Source organism: Aeromonas sp. S8(2024) (assembly GCF_041403085.1).
Taxonomy (GTDB): domain Bacteria; phylum Pseudomonadota; class Gammaproteobacteria; order Enterobacterales; family Aeromonadaceae; genus Aeromonas; species Aeromonas dhakensis.
In genome coordinates this window covers 553600-577184 of sequence record NZ_JBGLRF010000001.1, presented here as the reverse complement: position 1 = coordinate 577184, position 23585 = coordinate 553600, and the positions used below count along the sequence as shown (strand labels likewise).

The 23585-nt window shown below is 62.7% G+C and carries 17 protein-coding genes; 14 read left to right on the top strand and 3 right to left on the bottom strand.

The features are described from left to right. Nucleotides 1–27: 27 nt before the first annotated feature. The gene (locus ACB031_RS02425; RefSeq protein WP_017786153.1) at nt 28–978 is read right to left on the bottom strand and encodes a MoxR family ATPase; all 951 of its coding nucleotides are present in this window, start codon (nt 976–978) and stop codon (nt 28–30) included. 193 nt (nt 979–1171) lie between these two features. Here ACB031_RS02425 and fadI point away from each other — a divergent pair, with 193 nt between their 5' ends. The 12 genes from fadI to ACB031_RS02365 all read left to right on the top strand — a co-directional run bounded on the left by fadI (nt 1172) and on the right by ACB031_RS02365 (nt 16767). Then, entirely contained in the window at nt 1172–2482 is a 1311-nt protein-coding gene (gene fadI / locus ACB031_RS02420) for an acetyl-CoA C-acyltransferase FadI (protein ID WP_010633895.1), read from the top strand. After that, nucleotides 2482–4605, top strand: a complete 2124-nt coding sequence (gene fadJ / locus ACB031_RS02415; RefSeq protein WP_371138927.1) for a fatty acid oxidation complex subunit alpha FadJ — start codon at nt 2482–2484, stop codon at nt 4603–4605. The genes fadI and fadJ overlap by 1 nt, the downstream gene beginning before the upstream one ends. Nucleotides 4606–4899: 294 nt before the next feature. Then, a complete protein-coding gene (locus tag ACB031_RS02410) occupies nt 4900–5040 on the top strand; it encodes a TIGR02808 family protein (protein ID WP_005301193.1) in 141 nt (46 codons plus the stop codon). A 192-nt stretch (nt 5041–5232) separates the two neighbouring features. Then, complete coding sequence (locus ACB031_RS02405; RefSeq protein ID WP_010633897.1) at nt 5233–5790, top strand: YaeQ family protein; 558 nt, start codon at nt 5233–5235, stop codon at nt 5788–5790. 11 nt (nt 5791–5801) lie between these two features. Continuing rightward, the gene (locus ACB031_RS02400; protein ID WP_371138926.1) at nt 5802–6686 is read left to right on the top strand and encodes an AEC family transporter; all 885 of its coding nucleotides are present in this window, start codon (nt 5802–5804) and stop codon (nt 6684–6686) included. 215 nt (nt 6687–6901) lie between these two features. Then, nucleotides 6902–8836: a sigma 54-interacting transcriptional regulator gene (locus tag ACB031_RS02395; RefSeq protein ID WP_371138925.1), complete on the top strand. Its 1935-nt coding sequence runs from the start codon at nt 6902–6904 to the stop codon at nt 8834–8836. A gap of 428 nt (nt 8837–9264) precedes the next feature. Continuing rightward, nucleotides 9265–10452, top strand: coding sequence for a knotted carbamoyltransferase YgeW (ygeW, locus tag ACB031_RS02390; protein WP_017408343.1), 1188 nt, complete (start codon nt 9265–9267; stop codon nt 10450–10452). A 127-nt stretch (nt 10453–10579) separates the two neighbouring features. After that, entirely contained in the window at nt 10580–11779 is a 1200-nt protein-coding gene (gene dpaL / locus ACB031_RS02385; RefSeq protein WP_139752411.1) for a diaminopropionate ammonia-lyase, read from the top strand. Nucleotides 11780–11895: 116 nt separating this feature from the next. Next, nucleotides 11896–13113: a YgeY family selenium metabolism-linked hydrolase gene (locus ACB031_RS02380; protein WP_045789705.1), complete on the top strand. Its 1218-nt coding sequence runs from the start codon at nt 11896–11898 to the stop codon at nt 13111–13113. A 99-nt stretch (nt 13114–13212) separates the two neighbouring features. Then, nucleotides 13213–14637 carry a dihydropyrimidinase gene (gene hydA, locus ACB031_RS02375; protein ID WP_371138924.1) on the top strand — a complete coding sequence of 475 codons (1425 nt, stop codon included), beginning with the start codon at nt 13213–13215 and terminating at the stop codon, nt 14635–14637. A 95-nt stretch (nt 14638–14732) separates the two neighbouring features. Next, a complete protein-coding gene (arcC, locus tag ACB031_RS02370; protein ID WP_124252395.1) occupies nt 14733–15665 on the top strand; it encodes a carbamate kinase in 933 nt (310 codons plus the stop codon). 178 nt (nt 15666–15843) lie between these two features. After that, entirely contained in the window at nt 15844–16767 is a 924-nt protein-coding gene (locus tag ACB031_RS02365) for a DMT family transporter (protein WP_371138923.1), read from the top strand. A 158-nt stretch (nt 16768–16925) separates the two neighbouring features. Here the strand turns inward: ACB031_RS02365 and yqeB are convergent, their stop codons facing one another. Then, nucleotides 16926–18518, bottom strand: coding sequence for a selenium-dependent molybdenum cofactor biosynthesis protein YqeB (gene yqeB, locus ACB031_RS02360; protein ID WP_371138922.1), 1593 nt, complete (start codon nt 18516–18518; stop codon nt 16926–16928). 19 nt (nt 18519–18537) lie between these two features. Next, nucleotides 18538–19386, bottom strand: coding sequence for a selenium cofactor biosynthesis protein YqeC (gene yqeC, locus ACB031_RS02355; protein WP_126881800.1), 849 nt, complete (start codon nt 19384–19386; stop codon nt 18538–18540). Between yqeC and mocA the strand changes: the two genes are divergently transcribed. Both mocA and ygfK read left to right on the top strand, forming a co-directional pair. Continuing rightward, entirely contained in the window at nt 19367–20020 is a 654-nt protein-coding gene (gene mocA, locus ACB031_RS02350) for a molybdenum cofactor cytidylyltransferase (RefSeq protein WP_371138921.1), read from the top strand. The genes yqeC and mocA overlap by 20 nt on opposite strands. A gap of 420 nt (nt 20021–20440) precedes the next feature. Further along, complete coding sequence (gene ygfK / locus ACB031_RS02345; protein ID WP_371138920.1) at nt 20441–23563, top strand: putative selenate reductase subunit YgfK; 3123 nt, start codon at nt 20441–20443, stop codon at nt 23561–23563. Nucleotides 23564–23585: the final 22 nt, after the last annotated feature.

The window sequence follows — 23585 nt, the reverse complement described above, 5'->3', positions numbered from 1 at the left end:
GGGCCTGCGCAGAGGGTGCGAGCGAGCTCAGGGGCATGGGATCGCATCCAGCAGCAGGGTGATGAGCGCCTCGTTGTCGAGATTGTCAGCCAGCGCCTGATAACTGGGAATGAGGCGATGGCGCAGCACGGCCGGCGCCAGTTGCTGAATGTCTTCGGGCAGCACGAAATCCCGCCCGGCCAGCCAGGCCCTGGCGCGAGCCGCCCTGGCCAGACCTATGCTGGCCCTGGGGCTGGCGCCCACCGCGACCAGGGGCTCGAGTTCCGGACAGAGGCCGCTGCCAGGGCGGGTGGCGCAGACCAGCTGCACCAGATAGTGCTCGAGGCGCCCCTGCATCTGCACCGCCTGCACCGCGCTGCGGGCCGCCAGCAGATCGGCCTGGCTCAGGGTGAGCGGCGGCGCCGGCAGGGTGTCGCCCTGGGCGTTGAGCTGGAGGATGGCGAGCTCCATGGCGGGGCTCGGGTAGTCCACCAGCAGCTTGAGCAGGAAGCGATCGAGCTGGGCCTCCGGCAGGGGATAGGTCCCCTCCTGTTCTATCGGGTTTTGCGTGGCGGCCACCATAAAGAGGGGCGGCAGGCGCCAGCTCTTCTTGCCCACGGTGATCTGATGCTCGGCCATCGCTTCCAAGAGGGCGGATTGCACCTTGGCCGGCGCCCGGTTGATCTCGTCCGCCAGCACCAGGTGGTTGAAGAGGGGGCCGGGCTGAAACACGAAGCTGGCATCCTGAGGGTGAAACACCTCGCTGCCGGTGAGATCGGCGGGCAGCAGGTCGGGGGTGAACTGGATGCGGGCGAAGCGTCCCTCCACCGCGCCGGCCAGTGCCTTGACGGCCCGGGTCTTGGCAAGACCGGGGGCGCCCTCGATCAACACATGTCCTTCACATAACAGGGCGATCAGCAGCCCCTCGATGAGGGGGCCCTGTCCCAGAATCTGACTACCAAGATAGTCCCCAAGCTGTCTGAACTCGGCCGCTGCCATGCAATAAACCCGTTGTTTTCATAGAAGTTGATCTTTTTATACTCCAGTTGGCGCACAAGGGCGAGGGAGGGGGCCAAGATGGCGGCAATTTAGTTTCAATCAGCCGTATGAAATTTGTGAGTGGATTGTTAAGATGTGGCGCAATGAGGTCAGACCTCTCCCTTTAGTCTTCTCGTTTAACCAAGGAGCCAGGATGAAAGAGCCATTGAAACTGACGACTCGCCAGGGCGAACGGATTGCCGTCGTGGCGGGTTTGCGCACTCCCTTTGCCAAGCAGGCCACCGCCTTTCACGGCGTGCCTGCGGTGGATCTGGGCAAACTGGTGGTGAGCGAGATGCTCGCTCGCACCGATCTCGATCCCAAGCTCATCGACCAGCTGGTGTTCGGCCAGGTGGTACAGATGCCGGAAGCCCCCAACATCGCCCGCGAGATCGTGCTCGGCACCGGCATGAGCGTCAGCACCGATGCCTATAGTGTGTCGCGCGCCTGCGCCACCAGTTTCCAGGCCGTCGCCAACGTCACCGAATCCATCATGGCCGGCACGGTGGATATCGCCATCGCCGGCGGCGCCGATTCCTCCTCCGTGCTGCCCATCGGGGTGAGCAAGAAGCTGGCCCGCGCCCTGGTGGATCTCAACAAGGCGCGCAATCTGCAGCAGCGCTTCAACATTTTGCGCCAGCTGCGGGTCAAGGATCTGCTGCCGGTGCCGCCCGCCGTGGCCGAGTACTCCACCGGCCTCTCCATGGGCCAGACCGCCGAGCAGATGGCCAAGAGCCACCAGATCAGCCGCGAGGCGCAAGATGCGCTGGCGCACCGCTCCCACACCCTGGCCGCTCAGGCCTGGGCCGATGGCAAGTTGAGTGGCGAGGTGTTTACCGCCCATGTGCCTCCCTACAAGGCGCCGCTGGAGCGAGACAACAACATCCGCGAAAGCTCGGATCTGGCGAGCTACGCCAAGCTCAAGCCGGTGTTTGACCGACTGCACGGCTCCGTCACCGCCGCCAACGCCACCCCGCTCACCGACGGCGCCGCCGCTGTGTTGCTGATGCGCGAAGGGCGGGCCCGCGAGCTCGGTCTCGAGCCGCTCGGCTATATCCGCAGCTTCGCGTTTTCTGCCATCGATGTGTGGCAGGACATGCTGATGGGCCCCTCCTACGCCACCCCGCTGGCGCTGGACCGCGCCGGTATCACGCTCAGCGATCTCACTCTGATCGACATGCACGAGGCCTTTGCCGCCCAGACCCTGGCCAACCTCAAGATGTTTGCCAGCCACGAGTTTGCCCAGAGCAAGCTGGGCCGTGAGCAGGCCATCGGCGAAGTGGACATGGACAAATTCAACGTCCTCGGTGGCTCGCTGGCCTATGGTCACCCCTTTGCCGCCACCGGTGCGCGCATGATCACCCAGACCCTGCACGAGCTGCGGCGTCGGGGGGGAGGATTGGGGCTGAACACCGCCTGTGCGGCGGGCGGTCTCGGCGTGGCCATGGTGTTGGAGGTAGAGTGATGAGCGAGAAGACTTTTTCCCTGGCGGTGCGCCAGGATGGCATCGGCATTCTCACCATGGATGTGCCGGGCGAGAGCATGAATACCCTGAAAGCCGCCTTCGTGGACGAGATCCGCGCGGTGCTGGCCGAGGTGAAAGCCAATAAAGAGCTGATCGGCCTGGTGGTGGTCTCAGGCAAGAAGGACTCCTTCATCGCCGGCGCCGACATCAGCATGCTGGCGGCCTGCACCAGTGCTAAGGATGCCGAGACGCTGTCGCGGGAAGGGCAGGTGATCTTCGCCGAGATCGAGTCGCTGCCCATTCCGGTGATCGCCGCCATCCACGGCCCCTGCCTCGGCGGCGGGCTGGAGCTGGCGCTGGCCTGTCATGGCCGGGTGGTCACCGATCACGGCAAGACGGTGCTCGGCCTGCCCGAGGTGCAACTGGGCTTGCTGCCGGGTTCCGGCGGGACCCAGCGTCTGCCGCGCCTCATCGGGGTGGCCAAGGCGCTCGATCTGATGATGACCGGCAAGCAGGTGCGGGCCAAGCAGGCCAGGAAACTGGGGCTGGTGGACGATGTGGTGCCCCCCTCCATCCTGCTGGAGGCCGCCATCAAGCTGGCCAAGAAGGGCAAGCCCCGGCACGAGCTCAAGCGGGATCTGCAGGGCAAACTGCTGGAGACCAACAAGCTTGGCCGCAAGGTGCTGTTCGATCAGGCCCGCAAGGGGGTGAAGGCGAAGACCCGTGGCAACTACCCGGCCCCTGAGCTGATCCTGGAGGTGGTGCGCATCGGGGTGGAAGAGGGGATGCAGGCAGGCCTTGCCGCCGAATCCCGCCACTTTGGCGAGCTGGTGATGACCAGCGAATCCGCCGCCCTGCGCTCCATCTTCTTTGCCACCACCGAGATGAAGAAGGAGGTCACCTATCAGGGGGCCGAGCCGCGCAAAGTTGGCCATGCCGCCGTGCTGGGCGGTGGTCTGATGGGGGGCGGCATCGCCTTCGTCACCGCCACCAAGGCGGGCGTACCGGTGCGGATCAAGGACGTGGCCAGTGCCGGCATCGGCAACGCCATGCGCTACAGCTACGACATCTTGGCCAAGAAGCTCAAGCGTCGTCATATCCTGCGCAGCGAGCTTGAGAAACAGATGAGCCTGCTCACCGGCACCCTCGACTACTCCGGCTTCCACCGGGTCGACATGGTGGTGGAGGCGGTGTTCGAAGATCTCGCCCTCAAGCACCAGATGGTGAAGGATGTGGAGCGCGAGTGCGGCGAGCACACCGTGTTTGCCTCCAACACCTCCTCCCTGCCTATCCACCAGATCGCCTCGGCGGCGGCACACCCGGAGCGGGTGGTGGGGCTGCACTACTTCAGCCCGGTGGATAAGATGCCGCTGGCGGAAATCATCCCCCACGCCGGTACCAGTGCCGAGACGGTCGCCACCACCCTGGCTTTCGCCCGGGCCCAGGGCAAGACCCCCATCGTCGTCAAGGACGAGGCGGGCTTCTACGTCAACCGCATCCTGGCCCCCTACATGAACGAGGCGGCGCGCCTGGTGCTGGAAGGGGAGCCGGTGGAGGTGCTGGACGGTGCCCTGCTCGATTTCGGCTTCCCGGTGGGCCCCATCACCCTGCTGGATGAGGTGGGGATCGACGTGGGTGCCAAGATCTCCCCGATCCTCGAAAAAGAGCTGGGGAGCGAGCGCTTCCAGGCACCGGCGGCCTTTGACAAGCTGTTGCAAAACGATCGCAAGGGGCGCAAGAACGGCAAGGGCTTCTACCTCTACGGCAAGGCCGCCAAGGGCAAGAAGAAGGTGGACGACAGTGTCTATGGCGTCTTGGGCATCAGCCCCCAGGCCAAACAGGCCAAGGCGGAGATCGCCGAGCGCTGCGTGCTGATGATGCTCAACGAAGCGGCCATGGCGCTCGACAGCGGCGTGGTGGCCTCGGCCCGCGATGGCGACATCGGCGCCATCTTCGGCATCGGCTTCCCGCCGTTCCTGGGGGGCCCGTTCCGCTACATGGACAGCCTCGGCATCGAGCACCTGGTGGCACGCCTTGAGCACTACCAGAAGCGCTATGGCGACCGGTTTGCACCCTGCGATCGCCTCAAGGCGATGGCGGCCGAGCAGCAGCGCTTCTATTGAGGGTGCGCCGCTCGCGGCAACAGCCCAACCGACAAGGAGGCGACCTCAGGGTCGCCTCCTTCTTTTTGGTGCAGCAATGGGAGAGGAGAGGGCAGCAGGCTGACAACGGGTTGAATTGCGTCCATATTTTTCCTCGGCAAGGGATAAATTGTTGATCCAACGCAAAGTAGCCCCCTATTTATTACTTTGGTGGCATAGGACTCAGGCGCTGGTTGGGGTCAAATAGCATCATCAGGAACGGGGAATAACCCCGTCACGAAAGGGACACCCATTTCACTGGATGAAGGACACATAATGAGTCTGCTTGAACAAACCATCTGGACTGTATTGGGATACGGGGCCATGCCCTTTATCTTCCTGAGCGGGTTTGTAGCGGTGGCAGTGACCTGCTGCTTGCTGCTCAATGCCTTCGGGGTCAAGTCCGCCGAGAAGTGATCCGCTTCTTTCGTTCATACCGCCAAATGCCAGTCTTCGGACTGGCATTTGTTTTTTGAGCCTTGGCAGGCCGTTATCTGCACGAGCCGGGCCAAATGTGTGCTGCTTGAGGTCGAACCTGCCGCCGATTTTGATTACACTGGCGCGCAGTTTTTCGTTTCGGCCCGCTTCCCAAGGTATTCAAGGTTTTCTATGGCTCTCAAGGCAACCGTATTCAAGGCTCAGCTCAGCCTGTCCGACATGGATCGCAATCTCTATCAGGACTTCTCTCTCACCCTGGCCCGTCACCCCTCCGAGACCGACGAGCGGATGATGATCCGGCTGGCGGCCTTCGCCTGGCACGCCGCCGAGCGACTGGAGTTCACCAAGGGACTCTCTGCCGATGATGAGCCCGAGCTCTGGCGCAAGAACTATTCCGACGAGATTGAACTCTGGATCGAGCTCGGCCAGCCCGACGAGCGCCGTCTCAAGAAGGCGTGCAATCGCTCCCGCCATGTGGTGCTCTACCTCTACGGCGGCCGTGGCACCAGCGTCTGGTGGAAGCAGAACCAGGGCAAGCTCAGCCTGCACGACAACCTCACCGTGATTGAGCTCTCCGACAGCCAGACCCTGCCGCTGACCGAGATGGTGGAGCGCACCATGCAGCTCACCTGTACCATCTCCGACGGCCAGCTCTGGGTGAGCAACGGTCGCCAGGAAGTGACCCTGGATCCCGTGCTGCTGATGGGAACCCCCGCCCGCGAACTGTAAAGGACTCGCCCATGTTCAGCGCGCTGCTCAATATCGTCATTCCGGTGTTTGCGGTGGTGGGGCTTGGCGCCCTCTACGGCCGGTTGCGTCCGGGCGGCGCGCTGGGCTATGTCAATCGGGCCAATATCGAGCTGTTTACCCCCGCGCTGGTGTTCTCGGCGCTGGTCAAATACCCGCTGGATCTGATGGCCCACCTCTCGCTCATCGCGGCGGGGGCCCTGGTGATTCTGCTGCCGGGGCTGCTGCTCTCCCTGCTCAGGCTTAGCAGCATCAGCCGACCGGCCCTGATCCTGCCCGCCATGTTTCGCAACACCGGCAACCTCGGCATTCCGCTGATGGTGCTGGCCTTTGGCGAGCAGCAGCTGGGCGCCATCATCATACTGTTCGTGCTCTCCAACCTGCTCCACTTCTCGGTGGGCATGTTCATCCTCTCGGCCAACACCTCCCGCTGGCTCTGGCTGAAAAGCCCTGTGCTGTGGGCTGCCCTGGCCGGCCTGCTGGTGGCCAATCTGCACATTCCACTGCCCGAATACCTGGTGACCAGCGCTTCCCTGCTCGGCCAGATCTCGGTGCCGCTGATGCTGTTTGCCCTCGGTATCCGGCTGATGGAGGGGGAGCTGGATCACCTGGGGCTGGCCCTCAAGTGCAACCTGCTCTATCTGCTGGCCGGCACCATCTCCCTGGGGCTGGCGGTCTGGCTGCTGCCGTTGCAACCGGCCTGGATCCCGCTGCTGATGCTGTCGGTGGCGCTGCCGCCGGCGGTGCTCAACTACATGCTGTGCGAGCAGTACCAGTGCCAGCCCGAGAAGGTGGCCAGCATAGTGCTCGGCGGCAATGCGCTCTCGGTCCTGGTGATCCCGCTGGCAGTCTGGCTGGCCCTGCATCTGGGTAGTTGAGGCATCCTTTCTTACCGTTTTCGCGCACCCCAGATGATGTGGGTGACCTGCTCCTTGGCTTTTCTCTTCCTCAGCCTGCGCCAGCTCTCACTCCGGGGAGCGGGGCGGGTGCAAGTTCCCTTTTCGTGATCCTCGGCGAAGTCGCTGCTGTCGAATTGGCATAGTATCTGGCCAGCATGAATCCCACCCGGGGTGGGAGCCAGGGGATTTACAACATGATGTCCGTCAGTAACCAATGTTTGTTGATGCAGATCCAGCCCACCATTTTGCGCTTTGCCAAGATGCTGGCCAGCGTGCTGCAACTGGAAGTGGAAATCGTGGACGCCAACATGGTGCGGGTGGCGGGAACCGGCCCTTACGGCAAGTTCTTCGGTCGCCAGCTGGAGGGGGACTCCCGCCTGTTGCGCTACGTCATCGAGCATCAGCGCGAGAAGATCGTCACCCACACCAGCGAGGATCCGGTCTGCGAGGGTTGCAGTTGCAAGGAGAGCTGCCGGGAGCGGGCCTTTCTCGGGGTGCCCATCATGGTGGAGGAGAACTGCATCGGGGTGATCAGCCTGGTGGCCTTCAACCCGGAGCAGCAGGCCCGCCTCAACAACAACCTGCAGGAGGTGTGCGACTATGTGCAGCACATCTCCAGCATCTTCGTCGCCAAGCTGCTCGACTCGCGCGGGCTGTCGGACGGGGTCAACAAGGTCTTCCTGAGCCTGATGAACCACATGGATCAGGGCTGCCTGCTGCTCGACGAGAAGAGCCAGCTGCTCTACGCCAACGAGGTTGCGCTCAAACAGCTCAACTGCCAGCAGGAGGCGCTGCTGGGCTGCGAAATAGGGCTGCGGCCGCTCACCTTTGCCCAGCAGGGGCTGACCGGCCACCTGCAGCACATCGTCACCCTGGGGGATCGTCAGGAGCTGATCATCGGCCAGTTGCACCACGTACACGGTCAGCAGCTGTTTCTGATGGCGTTTCACCAGTCCCACGGCACACCGAACCCGCCGCTGGAGCCCGACGAGGGAGTCAGCATGCTGATCGGGGAGAGCAAGCCGATGCGGGCCCTGAAAAAGCTGCTCCATCGCATCGCCCTGAGCCCCTCCAGCGTGCTGGTGTGCGGCGAGAGCGGCACCGGCAAGGAGGTGGTGGCCCGCGCCATTCACCGGCTCAGCCCGCGCCGCGACAAGCCCTTCATCGCCATCAACTGCGCCGCCATCCCCGAGCAGCTGCTTGAGAGCGAGCTGTTCGGTTACGTGAAGGGGGCCTTCACCGGCGCCTCCAGCACCGGCAAGCAGGGGCTGATCCAGGCCGCCCAGCAGGGCACCCTGTTTCTCGACGAGATAGGGGACATGCCGCTCACCATGCAGGCCAAGCTGCTGCGGGTGCTGGAACTGCGGGAGGTGACCCCCATCGGCGCCAGCCGGCCGGTGCCGGTGGACATTCGCATCATAGCCGCGACCCACCAGCATCTGGAGCAGTACATTGCCGAGGGCAAGTTTCGCGAGGATCTCTTCTATCGCCTCAACGTCATTCCCATCCACCTACCGCCCCTGCGCGAGCGGGAGGGGGACGTGGCGCTGCTGACCCACTACTTCCTCAACCTGCACACCAGCCGCATCGGTCTGCTGTATCCGGGGCTGAGCCCGGAGGTGATGGCCCTGCTGGAGGGCTACCGCTGGCCCGGCAACGTGCGCGAGCTCAGCAACCTCATCGAGTACCTGGTGAACGTGGTGCAGGCGGGAGAGGTGATCGAGAGCATCCTGCTGCCCCCCAATATCCTGCGCAACCAGCGCAGTGGGGCGGACGAGCCGCCTCGGAGCACGGCGCAGATCGCGCGTATGCCGCTCTCGCCCGACCCTTATCCCCATGGTGTGCTGGCCGACCCTGCGCTCAGCCCTGCCGCTGGCAACCCGGCATCGGCTAGCGGGACGCCCTGGTCATCGCCAGAGGCAAGCCTGCCAGAGTCGGCTGCCGGCCAGGTCGAGCGCGGGTTGGGGCTGCCACTTGGCGAAAACGGGCTGGAGAACATGGAAAAGCAGATGATAGAGGAGACCCTGCAGCGCCTTGGCAACAAGAAGCTGGCCGCCCAGGCACTCGGGATCGGCATCGCCACCCTCTATCGCAAGATAAAGAAGTACGAGATAGCCGTGCAGGCCTGATCCCGCAGCGGGTCGCCTGGCGGCCCCGCTTCACCGCGCCGCGACCGATAATCGCGGCGTTATCATTATGAGAATGTGGCCCCGCTCTCTATCAATTGACAGGCTCTGGTGATAGCCGGACTGATAATTATCAGGGCCGGCTTCGTCTCTTCTCGCACTATTCTCGCGCTATTTCAGCAGCGTTCAGCCATCAGCTGAAAAATAAGCCGACTCACCTGCCTTGGCGGGGTGCCATATAGCCTCAGGCTGTGCGTCGGCTCACATTAAAGACGCCTTTTCTGGTTATTCCCCGCTTATTTATGCGTTGGCACGCTTATTGATTGCCCTTATTTGACGCTGACCGATGAACTCACCCAATGGCCCTTGTTTCGGTGACCTGTGAGTGGAAGGGGAGCAATGCATTTCTCATCAACAGATTGGGGCTAACGATGAAAGCAGTGAACCAGTTAATCAAAGAGATCAATGAACTCAAGTCCAACCTGCATGAAAAAGACTTCCTGCTGACCTGGGAGCAGACCCCTCAGGAGCTGGCGCTGGTGCTCAAGCTGGCTGAGGCCCTCAAGGGACTGCGCGCCGAAAACATCGCCACCAAGCTGTTCAATACCGGTCTTGGCATCTCGGTGTTTCGTGACAACTCCACCCGTACCCGTTTCTCCTACGCCTCCGCCCTCAACCTGCTCGGCCTGACCCAGCAGGATCTGGACGAGGGCAAGTCCCAGATCGCCCACGGCGAGACGGTGCGTGAAACCGCCAACATGATCTCCTTCTGCGCCGATGCCATCGGCATTCGCGACGACATGTATCTGGGGGCCGGCAACGCCTACATGCGTGAAGTGGGCGCCGCGCTCGATGAAGGGTTCGAGAAGGGGGTGCTGCCCCAGCGCCCGGCGCTGGTCAACCTGCAGTGCGACATTGATCACCCGACCCAGTCCATGGCTGATCTCGCCTGGTTGCAGGAGCACTTCGGCAGCCTCGAGAACCTCAAGGGCAAGAAGATCGCCATGACCTGGGCCTACTCGCCGAGCTACGGCAAGCCGCTCTCCGTGCCGCAGGGCATCATCGGCCTGATGACCCGCTTTGGCATGGACGTGACCCTGGCCCACCCGGAAGGGTATGACCTGATCCCGGACGTGATCGAAGTGGCCAGGGAGAATGCCAAGGCCTCCGGTGGGAGCTTCCGTCAGGTCACCTCCATGGAAGAGGCGTTCAAGGATGCCGACATCGTCTATCCCAAGTCCTGGGCGCCCTACCAGGTGATGGAGCAGCGCACCGAGCTGCTGCGGGCCAACGATCACGCTGGCCTCAAGGAGCTGGAGCAGCATTGCCTGGCGCAGAACGCCAAGCACAAGGATTGGCACTGCACCGAAGAGATGATGAAACTCACCAAGGGTGGCGAAGCGCTCTATATGCACTGCCTGCCGGCGGATATTTCCGGTGTCTCCTGCAAGGAAGGGGAAGTGAGTGAAGGGGTATTCGAGAAATACCGGATCGCCACTTATAAAGAGGCGAGCTGGAAGCCCTATATTATCGCCGCCATGATTGTCGCCCGTAAATTCTCGGCACCGGGCGCCGCCCTCGAAGGCTTGATAAAAGAGGCGCAAAAACGCGTCAAATAATGGCCTGGCCGGGCGGGAAATAAGTCCCGCCCGGCCGTCGTCATCACGCAATGATTGTCACGGGTTCTCTCCCCGGGGCGCTTTTCACTCGATGATCCCCGGCGAGATGACTCTTTGCGAGGTATTCATGTCCCAATTTTCCCTGAAGATGGAAATTGCCGATAACCGTTTCTTTACCGGTGAGTCGCTGCCCCTGTTTTCCCGTATCGAGGCGCAAAAGGCCCGCGCCTTTCATAAAAAACTGGCCGGTTATGAGCCCACCCCCCTGTGCGATCTGAAGGAGCTCGCCGGCTATATCGGGGTGAAGAACATTCTGGTGAAGGATGAATCCAAACGCTTTGGCCTCAACGCCTTCAAGATGCTGGGGGGGGTCTACGCCATCGCCAACCTGCTCTGTGAAAAATACGGGGTGGCGGTGGAGGATTTCACCTTCGATCTCATCAAACGCACCATCAAGGAGCCGATGACCTTCGCCACCACCACAGATGGCAACCACGGGCGTGGCGTCGCCTGGGCCGCCAAGCAGGTGGGTCAGCATGCGGTGGTCTACATGCCCAAGGGCTCGGCCCAGGAGCGGGTGGACCACATCCTGGCGCTGGGGGCCGAGTGCATCGTCACCGACATGAACTACGACGACACAGTGCGCCTGACCATGAAGATGGCCGAGGAGCGCGGCTGGTACATAGTGCAGGACACCGCCTGGGAGGGGTATACCAGGATCCCGACCTGGATCATGCAGGGTTACGCCACCTTGGCCGACGAAGCGGTCGAGCAGATGCAGGCCATGGGCATCAAACAACCCACCCACGTGCTGCTGCAGGCCGGGGTCGGGGCGCTGGCGGGCGGCGTGCTCGGCTATCTGGTGGACTGCTTCGGGGCGAAGAACCTGCACAGCATAGTCGTCGAGCCGGATCAGGCCGACTGCATCTACCGCTCCGGCGTGGCGGGGGAGATGGTCAACGTGGGGGGCGACATGCGCACCATCATGGCCGGCCTCGCCTGCGGTGAACCCAATCCCCTTGGCTGGCCGCTGCTCAGAAGCTGCGCCACCCAGTTCATCTCCTGTCACGACAAGGTATCGGCGCTCGGCATGCGAGTGCTCGGCAACCCCCTTGGCGATGATCCCCGCATCATCTCCGGTGAGTCAGGTTCGATTGGCGCCGGCGTGCTGGCGGCGGTGCGCCACCACCCGGATCGCGCGGCGCTGATGGCCCGGCTAGGGCTCGATGAGCAGTCGGTGGTGCTGGTGATCAATACCGAAGGGGACACCGACGTGGCCCATTACCGGGAAGTAGTGTGGGAAGGCAAGCACCCTGCCTGCGGGTAATCCCGCCTGCAAATGAAAGAGGCACGAATTGAAAATGATGGTGCCCGGCGGGTGCCATGACGAGTAGCGTGCGGGAGGCGTACTCCCGCACCCCAGGTTGGTTATGGAGAGACACAATGAGCAAGCAAATTCCGTTTGAAATGGTGTTGGAGAAGGCCTACCAGTACAAGGCCGAGATGACTCAGTTCCTGCGCGACATGATCGCCATCCCGAGTGAGAGCTGCGATGAAGAGCGGGTGGTGCTGCGCATCAAGCAGGAGATGGAAAAAGTCGGCTTCGACAAGGTGGAGATCGACCCCATGGGCAACGTGCTGGGCTATATCGGCCACGGCCCGCACCTGATCGCCATGGATGCCCACATCGATACCGTGGGGGTCGGCAACATGGCCAACTGGACCTTCGATCCCTATGAGGGGATGGAAGATCACGAGATCATCGGTGGTCGCGGTGCCTCTGACCAGGAAGGGGGCATGGCCTCCATGGTCTACGCCGGCAAGATCATCAAGGATCTGGGTCTGGAAGACGAGTACACCCTGCTGGTGACCGGTACCGTACAGGAGGAGGATTGCGACGGCCTCTGCTGGCAGTACATCATAGAGCAGAGCAAGATCCGCCCCGAGTTCGTGGTCAGTACCGAACCGACCGACTGCCAGATCTACCGTGGCCAGCGTGGTCGCATGGAGATCCGCGTGGAGGTGCAGGGGGTGAGCTGCCACGGCTCCGCGCCGGAGCGCGGTGACAACGCCATCTTCAAGATGGGCCCCATCCTGGGCGAATTGCAGGAACTCAGCCACAACCTCGGCCATGACGACTTCCTCGGCAAGGGCACCCTGACCGTCTCCGAGATCTTCTTCACCTCACCGAGCCGCTGCGCCGTGGCGGACAGCTGCGCCGTCTCCATCGACCGCCGCCTCACCTGGGGTGAGACCTGGCAAGGGGCGCTCGACGAGATCCGCGCCCTGCCTGCGGTGCAAGCCGCCGGTGCCGAGGTCTCCATGTACCAGTACGACCGTCCGGCCTACACCGGCCTGGTCTACCCGACCGAGTGCTACTTCCCGACCTGGAAGGTGGAAGAGGATCACATCACGGTCAAGACCCTCTCCAAGGCGTACACCCAGCTGTTCAACAAGGCGCCGGTGGTGGACAAGTGGACCTTCTCGACCAATGGCGTCTCCATCATGGGCCGTCACGGTATCCCGGTGATCGGCTTTGGCCCGGGCAAAGAGCCGGAGGCCCATGCGCCGAACGAGAAGACCTGGAAGGAGCATCTGGTCAAGTGCGCCGCCATGTACGCAGTGATCCCCATGCTCTATCTGGCCGAGTTGGACAAGTAAGAGCGCAGGGCAGGGAGACTGGCGTCCCTGTCCACCATGATCAGCCCCGCTCAGGCGGGGCTTGCTGCGTGAAGGGCAACAGGAGTTGAGGGGGAGTGGATGAAACGGCTGATCAAACACGGCGTGCTGGTCGATGCGCAGGGTGAATATCGTCAGGATCTGCTGATCGAAGACGGAGTGATCCGCGCGCGCGCCGCCGCTATCGAGCCCGATGGCGAGACCGAGCTGATCGATGCCAGCGGCTGCTACGTGATGCCGGGCGGCATCGACGTCCACACCCACTTCAACATAGATGTCGGGATTGCCCGCAGTTGCGATGATTTTTTCAGCGGTACCCGTGCCGCCGCCTGTGGTGGCACCACCACCATCGTCGATCACATGGGATTTGGCCCGGCGGGGTGCAACCTGCATCACCAGCTGGCCCGCTATCACGATTACGCCGCCAATCAGGCGGTGATCGATTACAGCTTTCACGGCGTTGTCCAGCATGTGGATGACGCCATCCTCCACGAGATGGCCGCCATGGTGCAGGAGGAGGGGATCAGCAGCTTCAAGCTCTATCTCACCTACCAGTACAAGCTGGGGGACCATGACGTGCTGCGCGCCCTGGCCCGCCTCAAGGAGGTGGGGGCGCTTGCCACCGTCCACCCCGAGAACGATGCCGCCATCGCGGCGCGCCGGGCCGCCCTGCTGGCCGCCGGCCACTGTGAGCCCTGGTATCACCCGCAAAGCCGTCCGCTGCAGTGCGAGGCGGAGGCGATCGCCAGGATGATCAATCTGGCGGGTCTCGCTGGCAATGCGCCGCTCTATATCGTCCACCTCTCCAACGGCTTGGGGCTGGAGTACCTCAAGCTGGCGCGCCGTCAGGGCCAGCCGGTCTGGGTAGAGACCTGCCCGCAATATCTGCTGCTCGATGAGCAGTGTTATTACAAGGAGAACGGGGTCGACTATCTGCTGAGTCCGCCGCTGCGTGGACGTAGCGAGCAGGACAAGCTGTGGGTCGGCATCGCTGCCGGCGATATCGATACGGTGGCGACCGATCACTGCAACTTCTCCCACGCCCAGCGCATGACCCTCTCTGGCGGCGATTTCAGCCGCTGCCCAAACGGTTTGCCCGGGGTCGAAAACCGGATGCTGCTGCTGTTTACCCACGGAGTGCTGGGGGGGCGCATCTCGCCGTCCCGCTTCGTGGCGCTCACCAGCGCCAACCCGGCGCGCCTGTTTGGCCTCTGGCCGCGCAAGGGCAACCTGCAACTTGGGTCTGACGCCGATCTGGTGGTGATGGATCCCCGCGGTGACACCCTGATTTCTCACCCACTGCTGCATGACAACGGTGACTACAGCCCTTACGAGGGGATGCGCTGCCCAGGCCAGATCAGGATGACCCTGAGTCGCGGCGAGATAGTCGCTCGCGACGGCGAGTTTCTGGGGCGACGTGGTCATGGCCGCTTTCTGGCCAGAGCGCCGTTTGATCCGGCGTTGGCGCCGGAGCTGCAATCTCCTTGCTCCACAGTGGCCGGCTGACAATCCGTTCGAAACAGGCTAACCCGCAAGCTTATGTGAACAACGAAAGGTGGGCCGGTATCGCGCCGGCTTGTCCCCTCACTGGAGATAACAAGATGAAACAGCGAATCGTACTGGCCCTTGGCGGCAATGCCCTTGGCAACAACCTGCCCGAGCAGATGAAGGCGGTGCAGAGCACGGCGGGCACCATTGCCGACCTCATTGCCCAGGGGCACGAGGTGGTGGTGACCCACGGCAACGGCCCGCAGGTGGGGATGATCCAGCAGGCGTTCGAGGTGGCGGCCCGCCACGACCCCAAGGCGCCCCATCTGCCCATGTCGGTCTGTGTGGCCCTGAGTCAGGGTTATATCGGTTATGACCTGCAAAATGCCCTGCGCGAGGCCCTGCTGGAGCGCGGCATCCATAAGCCGGTGGCCACCCTGGTGACCCAGGTGGAGGTGGATAAAAACGATCCCGCCTTCCTTGACCCGAGCAAACCTATCGGCGGCTTTTTCAGCAAGGAGGAGGCCGAGGCGTTGATGGCCAAGGGCGAGCGGCTCAAAGAGGATGCCGGCCGCGGCTATCGCCGGGTGGTGGCATCCCCCAAACCCATCGACATCATCGAGAAAGAGACCGTCTCTGCCATGCTGGCCGCCGGTCAGGTGGTCATCACCGTCGGTGGCGGCGGCATTCCGGTGCTGCGCGAGGGCAACCACCTGCGTGGTGCCAGCGCGGTGATCGACAAGGATTGGGCCAGTGCCAGGCTGGCGGAGCTCATCGATGCCGACATGCTGATCATCCTTACCGCGGTAGAAAAAGTAGCCATCAACTTCGGCAAGCCCGAGGTGCAGTGGCTCGATACCCTGAGCGTGGCCGATGCCAACAGCTTTATCGCCCAGGGGCAGTTTGCCAAGGGATCCATGCTGCCCAAGGTGGAGGCGGCGCTCTCGTTCGCCACCTCCATGGCGGGGCGCAAATCCCTGATCACCCTGCTGGAGAAGGCCGCCGATGGCATTGCCGGCAAGACTGGCACCCTGATCAGCCAGTAGGGGCGAGCAAGCTTGTAACCTGGGGGCCGTCGGCCCCCTTTCTGTTGACTGGTGCCAGGGATTGGCAGAAGGAAGCATGGGCCGGCCAGCTCTTATCCGCGGTGGGCAGGGGGGCGGCAGAGGAGTAAGATGGCGCCCCGAATGGCGGACGCACCGACCGCAGCAACAAGGCAGCACAATGAATAGCAAGTTGAACATGGCGGCGCTGGGGGGATTGGTCCTGCTCACCGCCATCTGGAGTTACAGCTGGATCGTGATGAAGCAGGTGATGCTCTACGCGGGGGCGTTCGAGTTCACCGCTCTGCGCTGCCTGTGCGGATCCCTGGTGTTGCTGCTGGTGCAGTGCCTGCGCGGCCGCCGTTATCTCAGGCCCACCCCGTTTCGCTATACCCTCGCCATCGCCCTGTTCCAGACCTGCGGCATGGTGGGGCTGGCCCAGTGGGCACTCATCAGCGGCGGGGCGGGCAAGGTGGCCATTCTGAGTTACACCATGCCGTTCTGGGTGGTGATCTTCGCGGCGCTCTTTTTAGGTGAGCGGATGCGCAAGCTCCACTATCTGGCGGTCGGGGTAGCCGCCTGCGGCCTGCTGCTGGTGATCGAGCCCTGGCAGTTGCACCTGGATTCCATGAAGAGCGCGCTGCTGGGCATTGCCTCCGGCATCTGCTGGGGGATCAGCGCCATCATTGCCAAGCGGATGTATGCCCGCCACCCCGCGGTGGATCTGATGTCCCTCACCACCTGGCAGATGATCTACGCCACCCTGGTGATGGCACTGGTGGCGGCGCTGGTGCCGGAGCGCCCCATCGACTGGCAGCCCTATGTGTTTGGTGCGCTTGCCTACAGCGCCATCTTCGCCACCGCGCTGGCCTGGAGCCTCTGGCTGTTCGTGCTGAAAAAGCTGCCGGCGGGGATCGCCGGGCTCAGCACCCTGGCGGTGCCGGTGAGCGGCGTGCTGCTCTCCTGGTGGCTGCTCGGTGAAAACCCGGGGCCGGTGGAGGGGAGCGGCATCGCCCTGATCGTGCTGGCGCTTATCGTCATCAGCCGCAAGGGCAAGCGCTCTGTGGTGTCGGTGGCGGGGGAGACCCGCATCAAGCAGGGCTAAGCCGATTGCCGACAAAGAGATAAAAAGGGCCCGCCATCATGGCGGGCCCTTTGTATTGGCGCGCTGGTTTATCTGCGTTGGGCCAGATGCATCATGGCCTCCAGCACGGCGCCGCCCGTTGATGACGCGGGCCTTGCCGATAGGCTCTATGTTCGCGTTTATCTGCGCTGGGCCAGATGCATCATGGCCTCCAGCACGGCGCCACCAATGGCCCGCGCCTTGTCAGAGACGGTAGTGAGATCGGCCCGCTCGCCCCTGGGGTCGATGTCACCGATCTTGAAGCCGACGGTCACCTCGATGCCATCGCTGAGCAGACCTCGCACCATACCCGAGAGCGGCGCAATGATGGGAGCGTCCCCCACGTGGGCAATCACGTCCCCCTCCTGCACCAGATCGCCGAGCTTGATCAGGCTCTTCATCACCCCGGCGACGGGGGCGCGCACCACTCGGCGGGCGGAGTGCCCCTCGATCACCCCGGGAATGCCGGTATTGGGCTGGGCAGGGCCCTGATAGATGACCCGGCCCAGATGGTGGCCACGGTTGGTCTCGATCACCGCATCGCAGTCGCGCCCCGCTTCAAACCCCGGGCCGAGGGCCACCGTGATGGGGGCCATCTCCCTGTGGGTGCCGAGGTTCTGCTTGGCGAGGATGGCATCCACCAGATAGCGAGGCTTGAGTTCGGCAAGGGTGGCGCAGTCGGGGTCAACCAGCAGCGGTATGACACCCAGATCCAGCTGCTCAAACGCCTGCTCGACGCTTTCGACCCGCTTGGCACGTACCCCTTCGACACTGGTTTCACCGTCGAACATCCCCTGGGCGAAGGCGACGGTGCGGCGGATCACCGTGGGTTTGTCGAGATCCAGCATCACCACCTTGAAGCCGGCATGGTAGAGACGCAGCGCCACCCCGGTGGCGATATCGCCGGAGCCGCGCATCACCACCAGCTGATCCCGCTTGAGGCGCACATCATCCTGCATCAGGCCGCCCGCTTTACCGTTTTTAACCTGCAGCAGCTCGGCGAGGATGCTGATGGCGATCTCCTCGGGGGTCTCGGCACCTATGTTGTAGCCGATAGGGGCGTGCAGCCGCTGCAGTTGGGCCTGACTCACCCCTTGCTGGCGCAGGGCCTGGGTGAAGGTCTGCACCTTGCGCTTGCTGGCGAGCAGCCCCAGGTAGGCGAGGGGACGGCTTATGAGGCGATCCAGCGCCTCCTTGTCCTGGTGGTTGGTGGCGATGATGACGAAGTTGGCGGGCTCGATGGCAAGCTGCTCGATCACCGCGCTGATGGTGTCGGCCTGCTGCAGATGAGTGCCAGCCGGGAAGCGATCTGGGCTGAGGCTCCCCTCGAAGCAATCCCCTACATGGATGTCAAAGCCGAGCGGCGTGGCGGCATGGGCCAGTGCCCGGTTGACGTGGCCGGCGCCGATCAATACCAGGCGGGGGCGCAGGCCGTAGACGTCGATATAGACCGACATGGCGCCGCCGCAATCCGAGCCCACCGCATGTTCGCCGTTGCGGGCCATCCGGCCGTGGAAGATGCGCGGTTTGCGCTCGGCAATGGCGGCCATGGCTTCCTCGATCACCAGCCGCTCGATCATGCCGCCGCCGATGGTGCCGAGGATCCGGCCATCGGCCATCACCAGCATCTGGGCCTGATGGCGCGGGGTGGAGCCCCGGCTCTCGATGATCTGGGCCATGGCAAAGGGGGTGTTCTCCTGCTCCAGTCGGGCAGCGTGTGCAAACAGATTCATAAGGTACCTCGTATCATCCTTAACGGGTCAGTGACTGCGCGGCTTCGGAGGCAGGCCGACAGCAAACATGGTGAATGGCGCCGGGTTCACGCACGGCCCCCTGCCAGATGGCGTGGAGCTCGGGGTGGCGCTGCAGCAGGTTTATCAGGGCGGGCAGCCACTGCTGCTCATTTTGATAATCGCCATTGATAAACCAGACTCGGCGCGCCCCGGGCGGGGTGCCTTTGAACGCCCCCTCGGGGTGGGCGATGAGCCGGTCAAACAGGGCCCAGTCGAGCCGTTCACCGGCTGCAATCCCGCACAGGGCCTGGAACTCGGCCCAGCGGTGGATCTGCGCCGGGTCGGCGCTGGCACCCACCATGGCGCCGCCTACCAGGGCGATCACCCAATCACTGTGCTGAGGAATGCAAGGTTCGTGCAAAGCGGGCGCTTTCAATAACTTGTGATGGGCGCCGTCCGCCTCCACCAGGATGATGTCGAAGCGTTGCTGCCCCTTGAGCAGATCGATCTGCTGAGGGCTCGGCCCCACCGCCTTGCCGCTGGCCCGATCGAGGTGGCTGAACAGCACCAGCTGCATCGGTTCATCGGGCAGCGCCTGACAGCGGGTCAGCTGCCGGATGGGGTCGGCCTCGATCAGCAGGGTGCGCCGAGGGGAGGGGGCGGGCAGAAACATCCGGGTGCTGGTGGTGAGCAGCACCTTCTTGCCCTGTTGATGGAAATAGTCGGCCAGCCAGAAGAGGGTGCTGGTTTTCCCCCCGGCGCCGCAAAGACTAATTAAAGTGGTACGCCCATCAATATTTTCGGTGAGCGGGTTTAATACACTCTCGATATTTGGCGAGGTGAGCAGAATGGGTGATGAAATAGCCATGGTGACGACCGATGAAAATAGAGGCGCGGTCAGTGAGAAGCACTGGCATTCGCGCGAGCGGTGCGACTGCCTAATTACGGCGGCCGGGCTCTCATCGCGAATGGGCGCGTGGAAATTGATGCTACCGTATCGCCAGAGCACGATTCTTGATGAGAGTCTCAAAAATGCCCTGGTGCTGTGTGACCGGGTCATTCTGGTGGTGGGGCATCGCGCCGATGAGCTGATCAGCCGCTACGCCAGTCACCCCCGTATCCGGCTGGTGCACAACCATGATTATGCACAGGGGCTAGGCAGCTCCATCCGCGCGGGGCTCGCCGCTTGTAGCAGCGAACACCTCTTCATAAGCCACGGCGATCTGCCCTGCATCCCCCCCGAGGTGTACCGCTCGCTCTGGCAGGCGCGGGGGGACGAGACCCTCTTTCCCTCCTATCAGGGGGAGGCGGGCCACCCCGTGCTGTTGCCCAGAGCCCTTGCCAGGGCGCTGGCGGCGGTGCCAGCACAGGGTTCGGTGCGCCGCTGGCTGCTGGCGCATCCCCATCGTTTTATCGAGGTGCAGAGCGTCGCCATCCTGCAGGATGTGGACACCCCGGAGCGTTATCAGGCGCTGCTGGCAAACGAAGCATTCGAGCGATGAACGGGTCGGCTGGCAGAGGCTTGCCCGGCCTTGATTTGCATATTTATCCCCTTGTCTAACCCGTTATTAGGGGCCGACAGCGACCGTTATCATCCTGGCCGGCCTGGTAATGGCGGTGGCCTCGCTCTTTATCAAACTGATAGCGCGCCGCGCCAAAGTGAGATCATTTTTAGCCATGAGGGCGGCGTTTCCATTATTTAAATTCGGTGTTGATAGCCACTCTCATTGTCGAAACTGGTATCGGCTTTCGATGTTTTATTAATTGGATGTGCCTCACGTTTTTATGGCTGAAAAATAAAAAGATCCGGCGCTGGCCTGATTGTTGCTCTTGTCAGTTTCAAGGGGCTTTTTATGCGTGGTTGTGGATGGGCCCCATTTATTCACCCTGTCAATGAGCAGTGCCGCTGCAAGGAGATCAACATGGGCGATATTATGCGACCCGTTCCCTTCAAGAACCTTCTGGTCCGTATCTTCTCGGAATATAAAGCGAGTCAATCCATCTTCGGCATTCCCGCCGCGCAATTCTATCGCAAGCAGGACGAGCGCAAGATCAAGGTGTTCGGTGAAACCTGCGAGACCCCCATTGGCCCGGCAGCCGGCCCCCATACCCAGCTGGCCCAGAACATCGTCACCTCCTGGCTGACCGGCGGGCGCTTTATCGAGCTCAAGACGGTGCAGATCCTGGACCGTCTCGAACTGGAAAAGCCCTGCATCGATGCCGAAGACGAGTGCTTCAACACCGAGTGGTCCACTGAATTCACCCTGCCCAAGGCGTTTGACGAGTATCTGAAGGCCTGGTTTGCCCTCTACCTGCTGGAGGAGGTGTTTGACCCGCGCCTTGACGGGGAGGCCAAGTCTTTCATCTTCAACATGAGCGTGGGGTATAACCTCGACGGCATCAAACAGCCGCCGATGCAGCAGTTCATCCACAGCCTGATGGATGCTGGCAGCAATCCGAAATTTGCCGAGTACCAGCAGGTGGTACGTGACCTCGTGGCCGACGAGCAGTTTATCGCCGAGCTGGGGCTCGGGGCGCGGCGCGATCGCCTGCAACAGCTGGTGGAGCGCATTCCGGCCAATCTGGTGCACGGCGTCACCCTCTCCACCATGCACGGCTGCCCGCCCAACGAAATCGAGGCCATCTGCCGCTACATGCTGGAAGAGAAGGGGCTCAACACCTTCGTCAAACTCAACCCAACCCTGCTGGGCTACCCGCGGGTGCGCGAGATCCTCGATACCTGTGGTTTTGATTACATAGGTCTCGGCGAAGCGTCGTTCGATCACGATCTCAAGCTGGATCAGGCCAAGGCCATGCTGACCCGCTTGATGGCGCTGGGGGCCGAGAAGGGGCTCACCTTCGGAGTCAAGCTGACCAACACCCTTGGCACCATCAATCGCAAGGGGGCGCTGCCGGGGGATGAGATGTATATGTCCGGCCGGGCGCTGTTCCCGCTCTCCATCAACGTGGCCGCCGTGCTGTCCCGCGCCTTCGATGGCAAGCTGCCCATCTCCTACTCCGGTGGTGCCAGCAAGTTCAACATCAGTGATATCTTCGAGACCGGCATTCGTCCCATCACCATGGCGACCGATCTGCTCAAGCCGGGTGGTTACCTGCGCCAGATCGAGTGCCTCAACGAGATCGACGCCTCTGACAGCTGGGCCATGGCTCAGGTGGATGTGGCCAAGCTGGAAGCCCTTGCCGCCAAGGCGCTCACCATGGATTACACCCAGAAGGAGTGGAAGTCCGAGGATCGCATCGAAGTGGGTGGTGGCCTGCCGCTGACCGACTGCTACGTGGCGCCCTGCGTAACCGCCTGCGCCGTGCATCAGGATATCCCCGAGTACATTCGCCTGATGGGTGAGGGGGAGTATGTGGCAGCCCTTGAGCTGATTTATCAGCGCAACGCCTTGCCTGCCATCACCGGCCATATCTGCGATCACCAGTGCCAGTACAACTGCACCCGGCTCGATTACGACAGCCCGCTCAATATCCGTGAGCTCAAGAAGGTCGCGCTGGAGCGCGGTTGGGAAGGATACAAGGCGCGCTGGCACAAGCCGGCAGGCGGCGGTGACAAACACCCGGTGGCGGTGATTGGCGCCGGCCCGGCAGGTTTGTCTGCTGGCTACTTCCTGGCCCGCGCCGGTCATCCGGTCACCATCTTCGAGCGCGAAGCGGATGCAGGCGGCGTGGTCAAACACATCATTCCCGAGTTCCGCATTCCGGCGGAGCTTATCCAGCATGACATCGACTTTGTCGCCGCCCACGGGGTCAAGTTCGAGTTTGGCTGCGATCCGGCGCTCACCGTCGACAAGCTGCACGCCCAGGGCTTTACCTATGTCTTCGTCGGCATCGGTGCCGACAAGAACGGCGGTATGCGCCTTGAAGGAGGTCATGAGCGGATTTACAAGTCTTTTAACTTCCTGCGCAGCTTCAATCAGGGCAAACCGCTGCCGCTGGGCCGCCATGTGGCTGTGATCGGTGCCGGCAACACCGCCATGGACTGCGCCCGCGCCGCACTCAAGGTGCCCGGTGTCAGCGATGTCACCGTTATCTACCGTCGCAGCGAGAAAGAGATGCCCGCCTATCGCGAGGAGTACCTGGAAGCGGTGGAGGATGGGGTGCGTTTTTGCTTCCTCACCAATCCGGAGCGCTTTGAGAAAGATGGCAAGCTTGTCGTGCGGATGATGGCGCTGGGGGAACCTGACGAGCAGGGCCGCCGCCGTCCGGTACCCACCGAGCAGACCGAAGTGATGCAGATGGATGCCCTGATCACCGCCATCGGCGAGCAGCCTGACTGCGAGGTGCTCAAAGCGATGGGCATTCCCCTTGGCAGTGATGGCTGGCCCGAGGTGGATGGCCAGACCGGCGAAACCAGCCGTCGTAACGTCTTCCTCATAGGTGACGTACAGAGCGGCCCATCCTCCATCGTCGGTGCCATCGGCGGTGCCCGCCGCGCCGCGGATCTGGTATTGGCCCGCGAGCATATTGCCGGCCAGCCGTGCGATGTGACCAGCCAGCCGTCTGACAAGGACGAGATCTACCGCCGCAAGGGAAACATCGCCGTCACCCTGGTGGACAAGGGGGAGCGGGATGCCTTCGTGGCGCAAGAGGCGCACCGTTGCCTCGAGTGCAACTACCTCTGCAGCAAGTGCGTGGATGTCTGCCCCAACCGGGCCAACGTCGCCATCGCGGTGCCGGGCTTCAAGGACCAGTTCCAGACCCTGCACCTGGATGCCTACTGCAACGAATGTGGCAACTGCGCCCAGTTCTGCCCGTGGCAGGGCAAGCCCTATCAGGACAAGGTCACCATCTTCAGCCTGCCCGAGGACTTCGACAACAGCCGCAACCCCGGTTTCTATCTGGCCGAGGGCCATGACGGGGGCGGTGAGCTGCGGGTGCGCCAGGGCGGCGAGACCTATCGCCTGACCATAGACGCCCAGAGCCAGATTTTGGATGCGCCAGCGGCCCTTGGCGACATGTGCCGCATCATCAGCCATGTCCATGCTCATCACCACTACCTGCTGGGTGCCGTCGAGGCCTGAGCGAACCACGAATAAGCGAAGG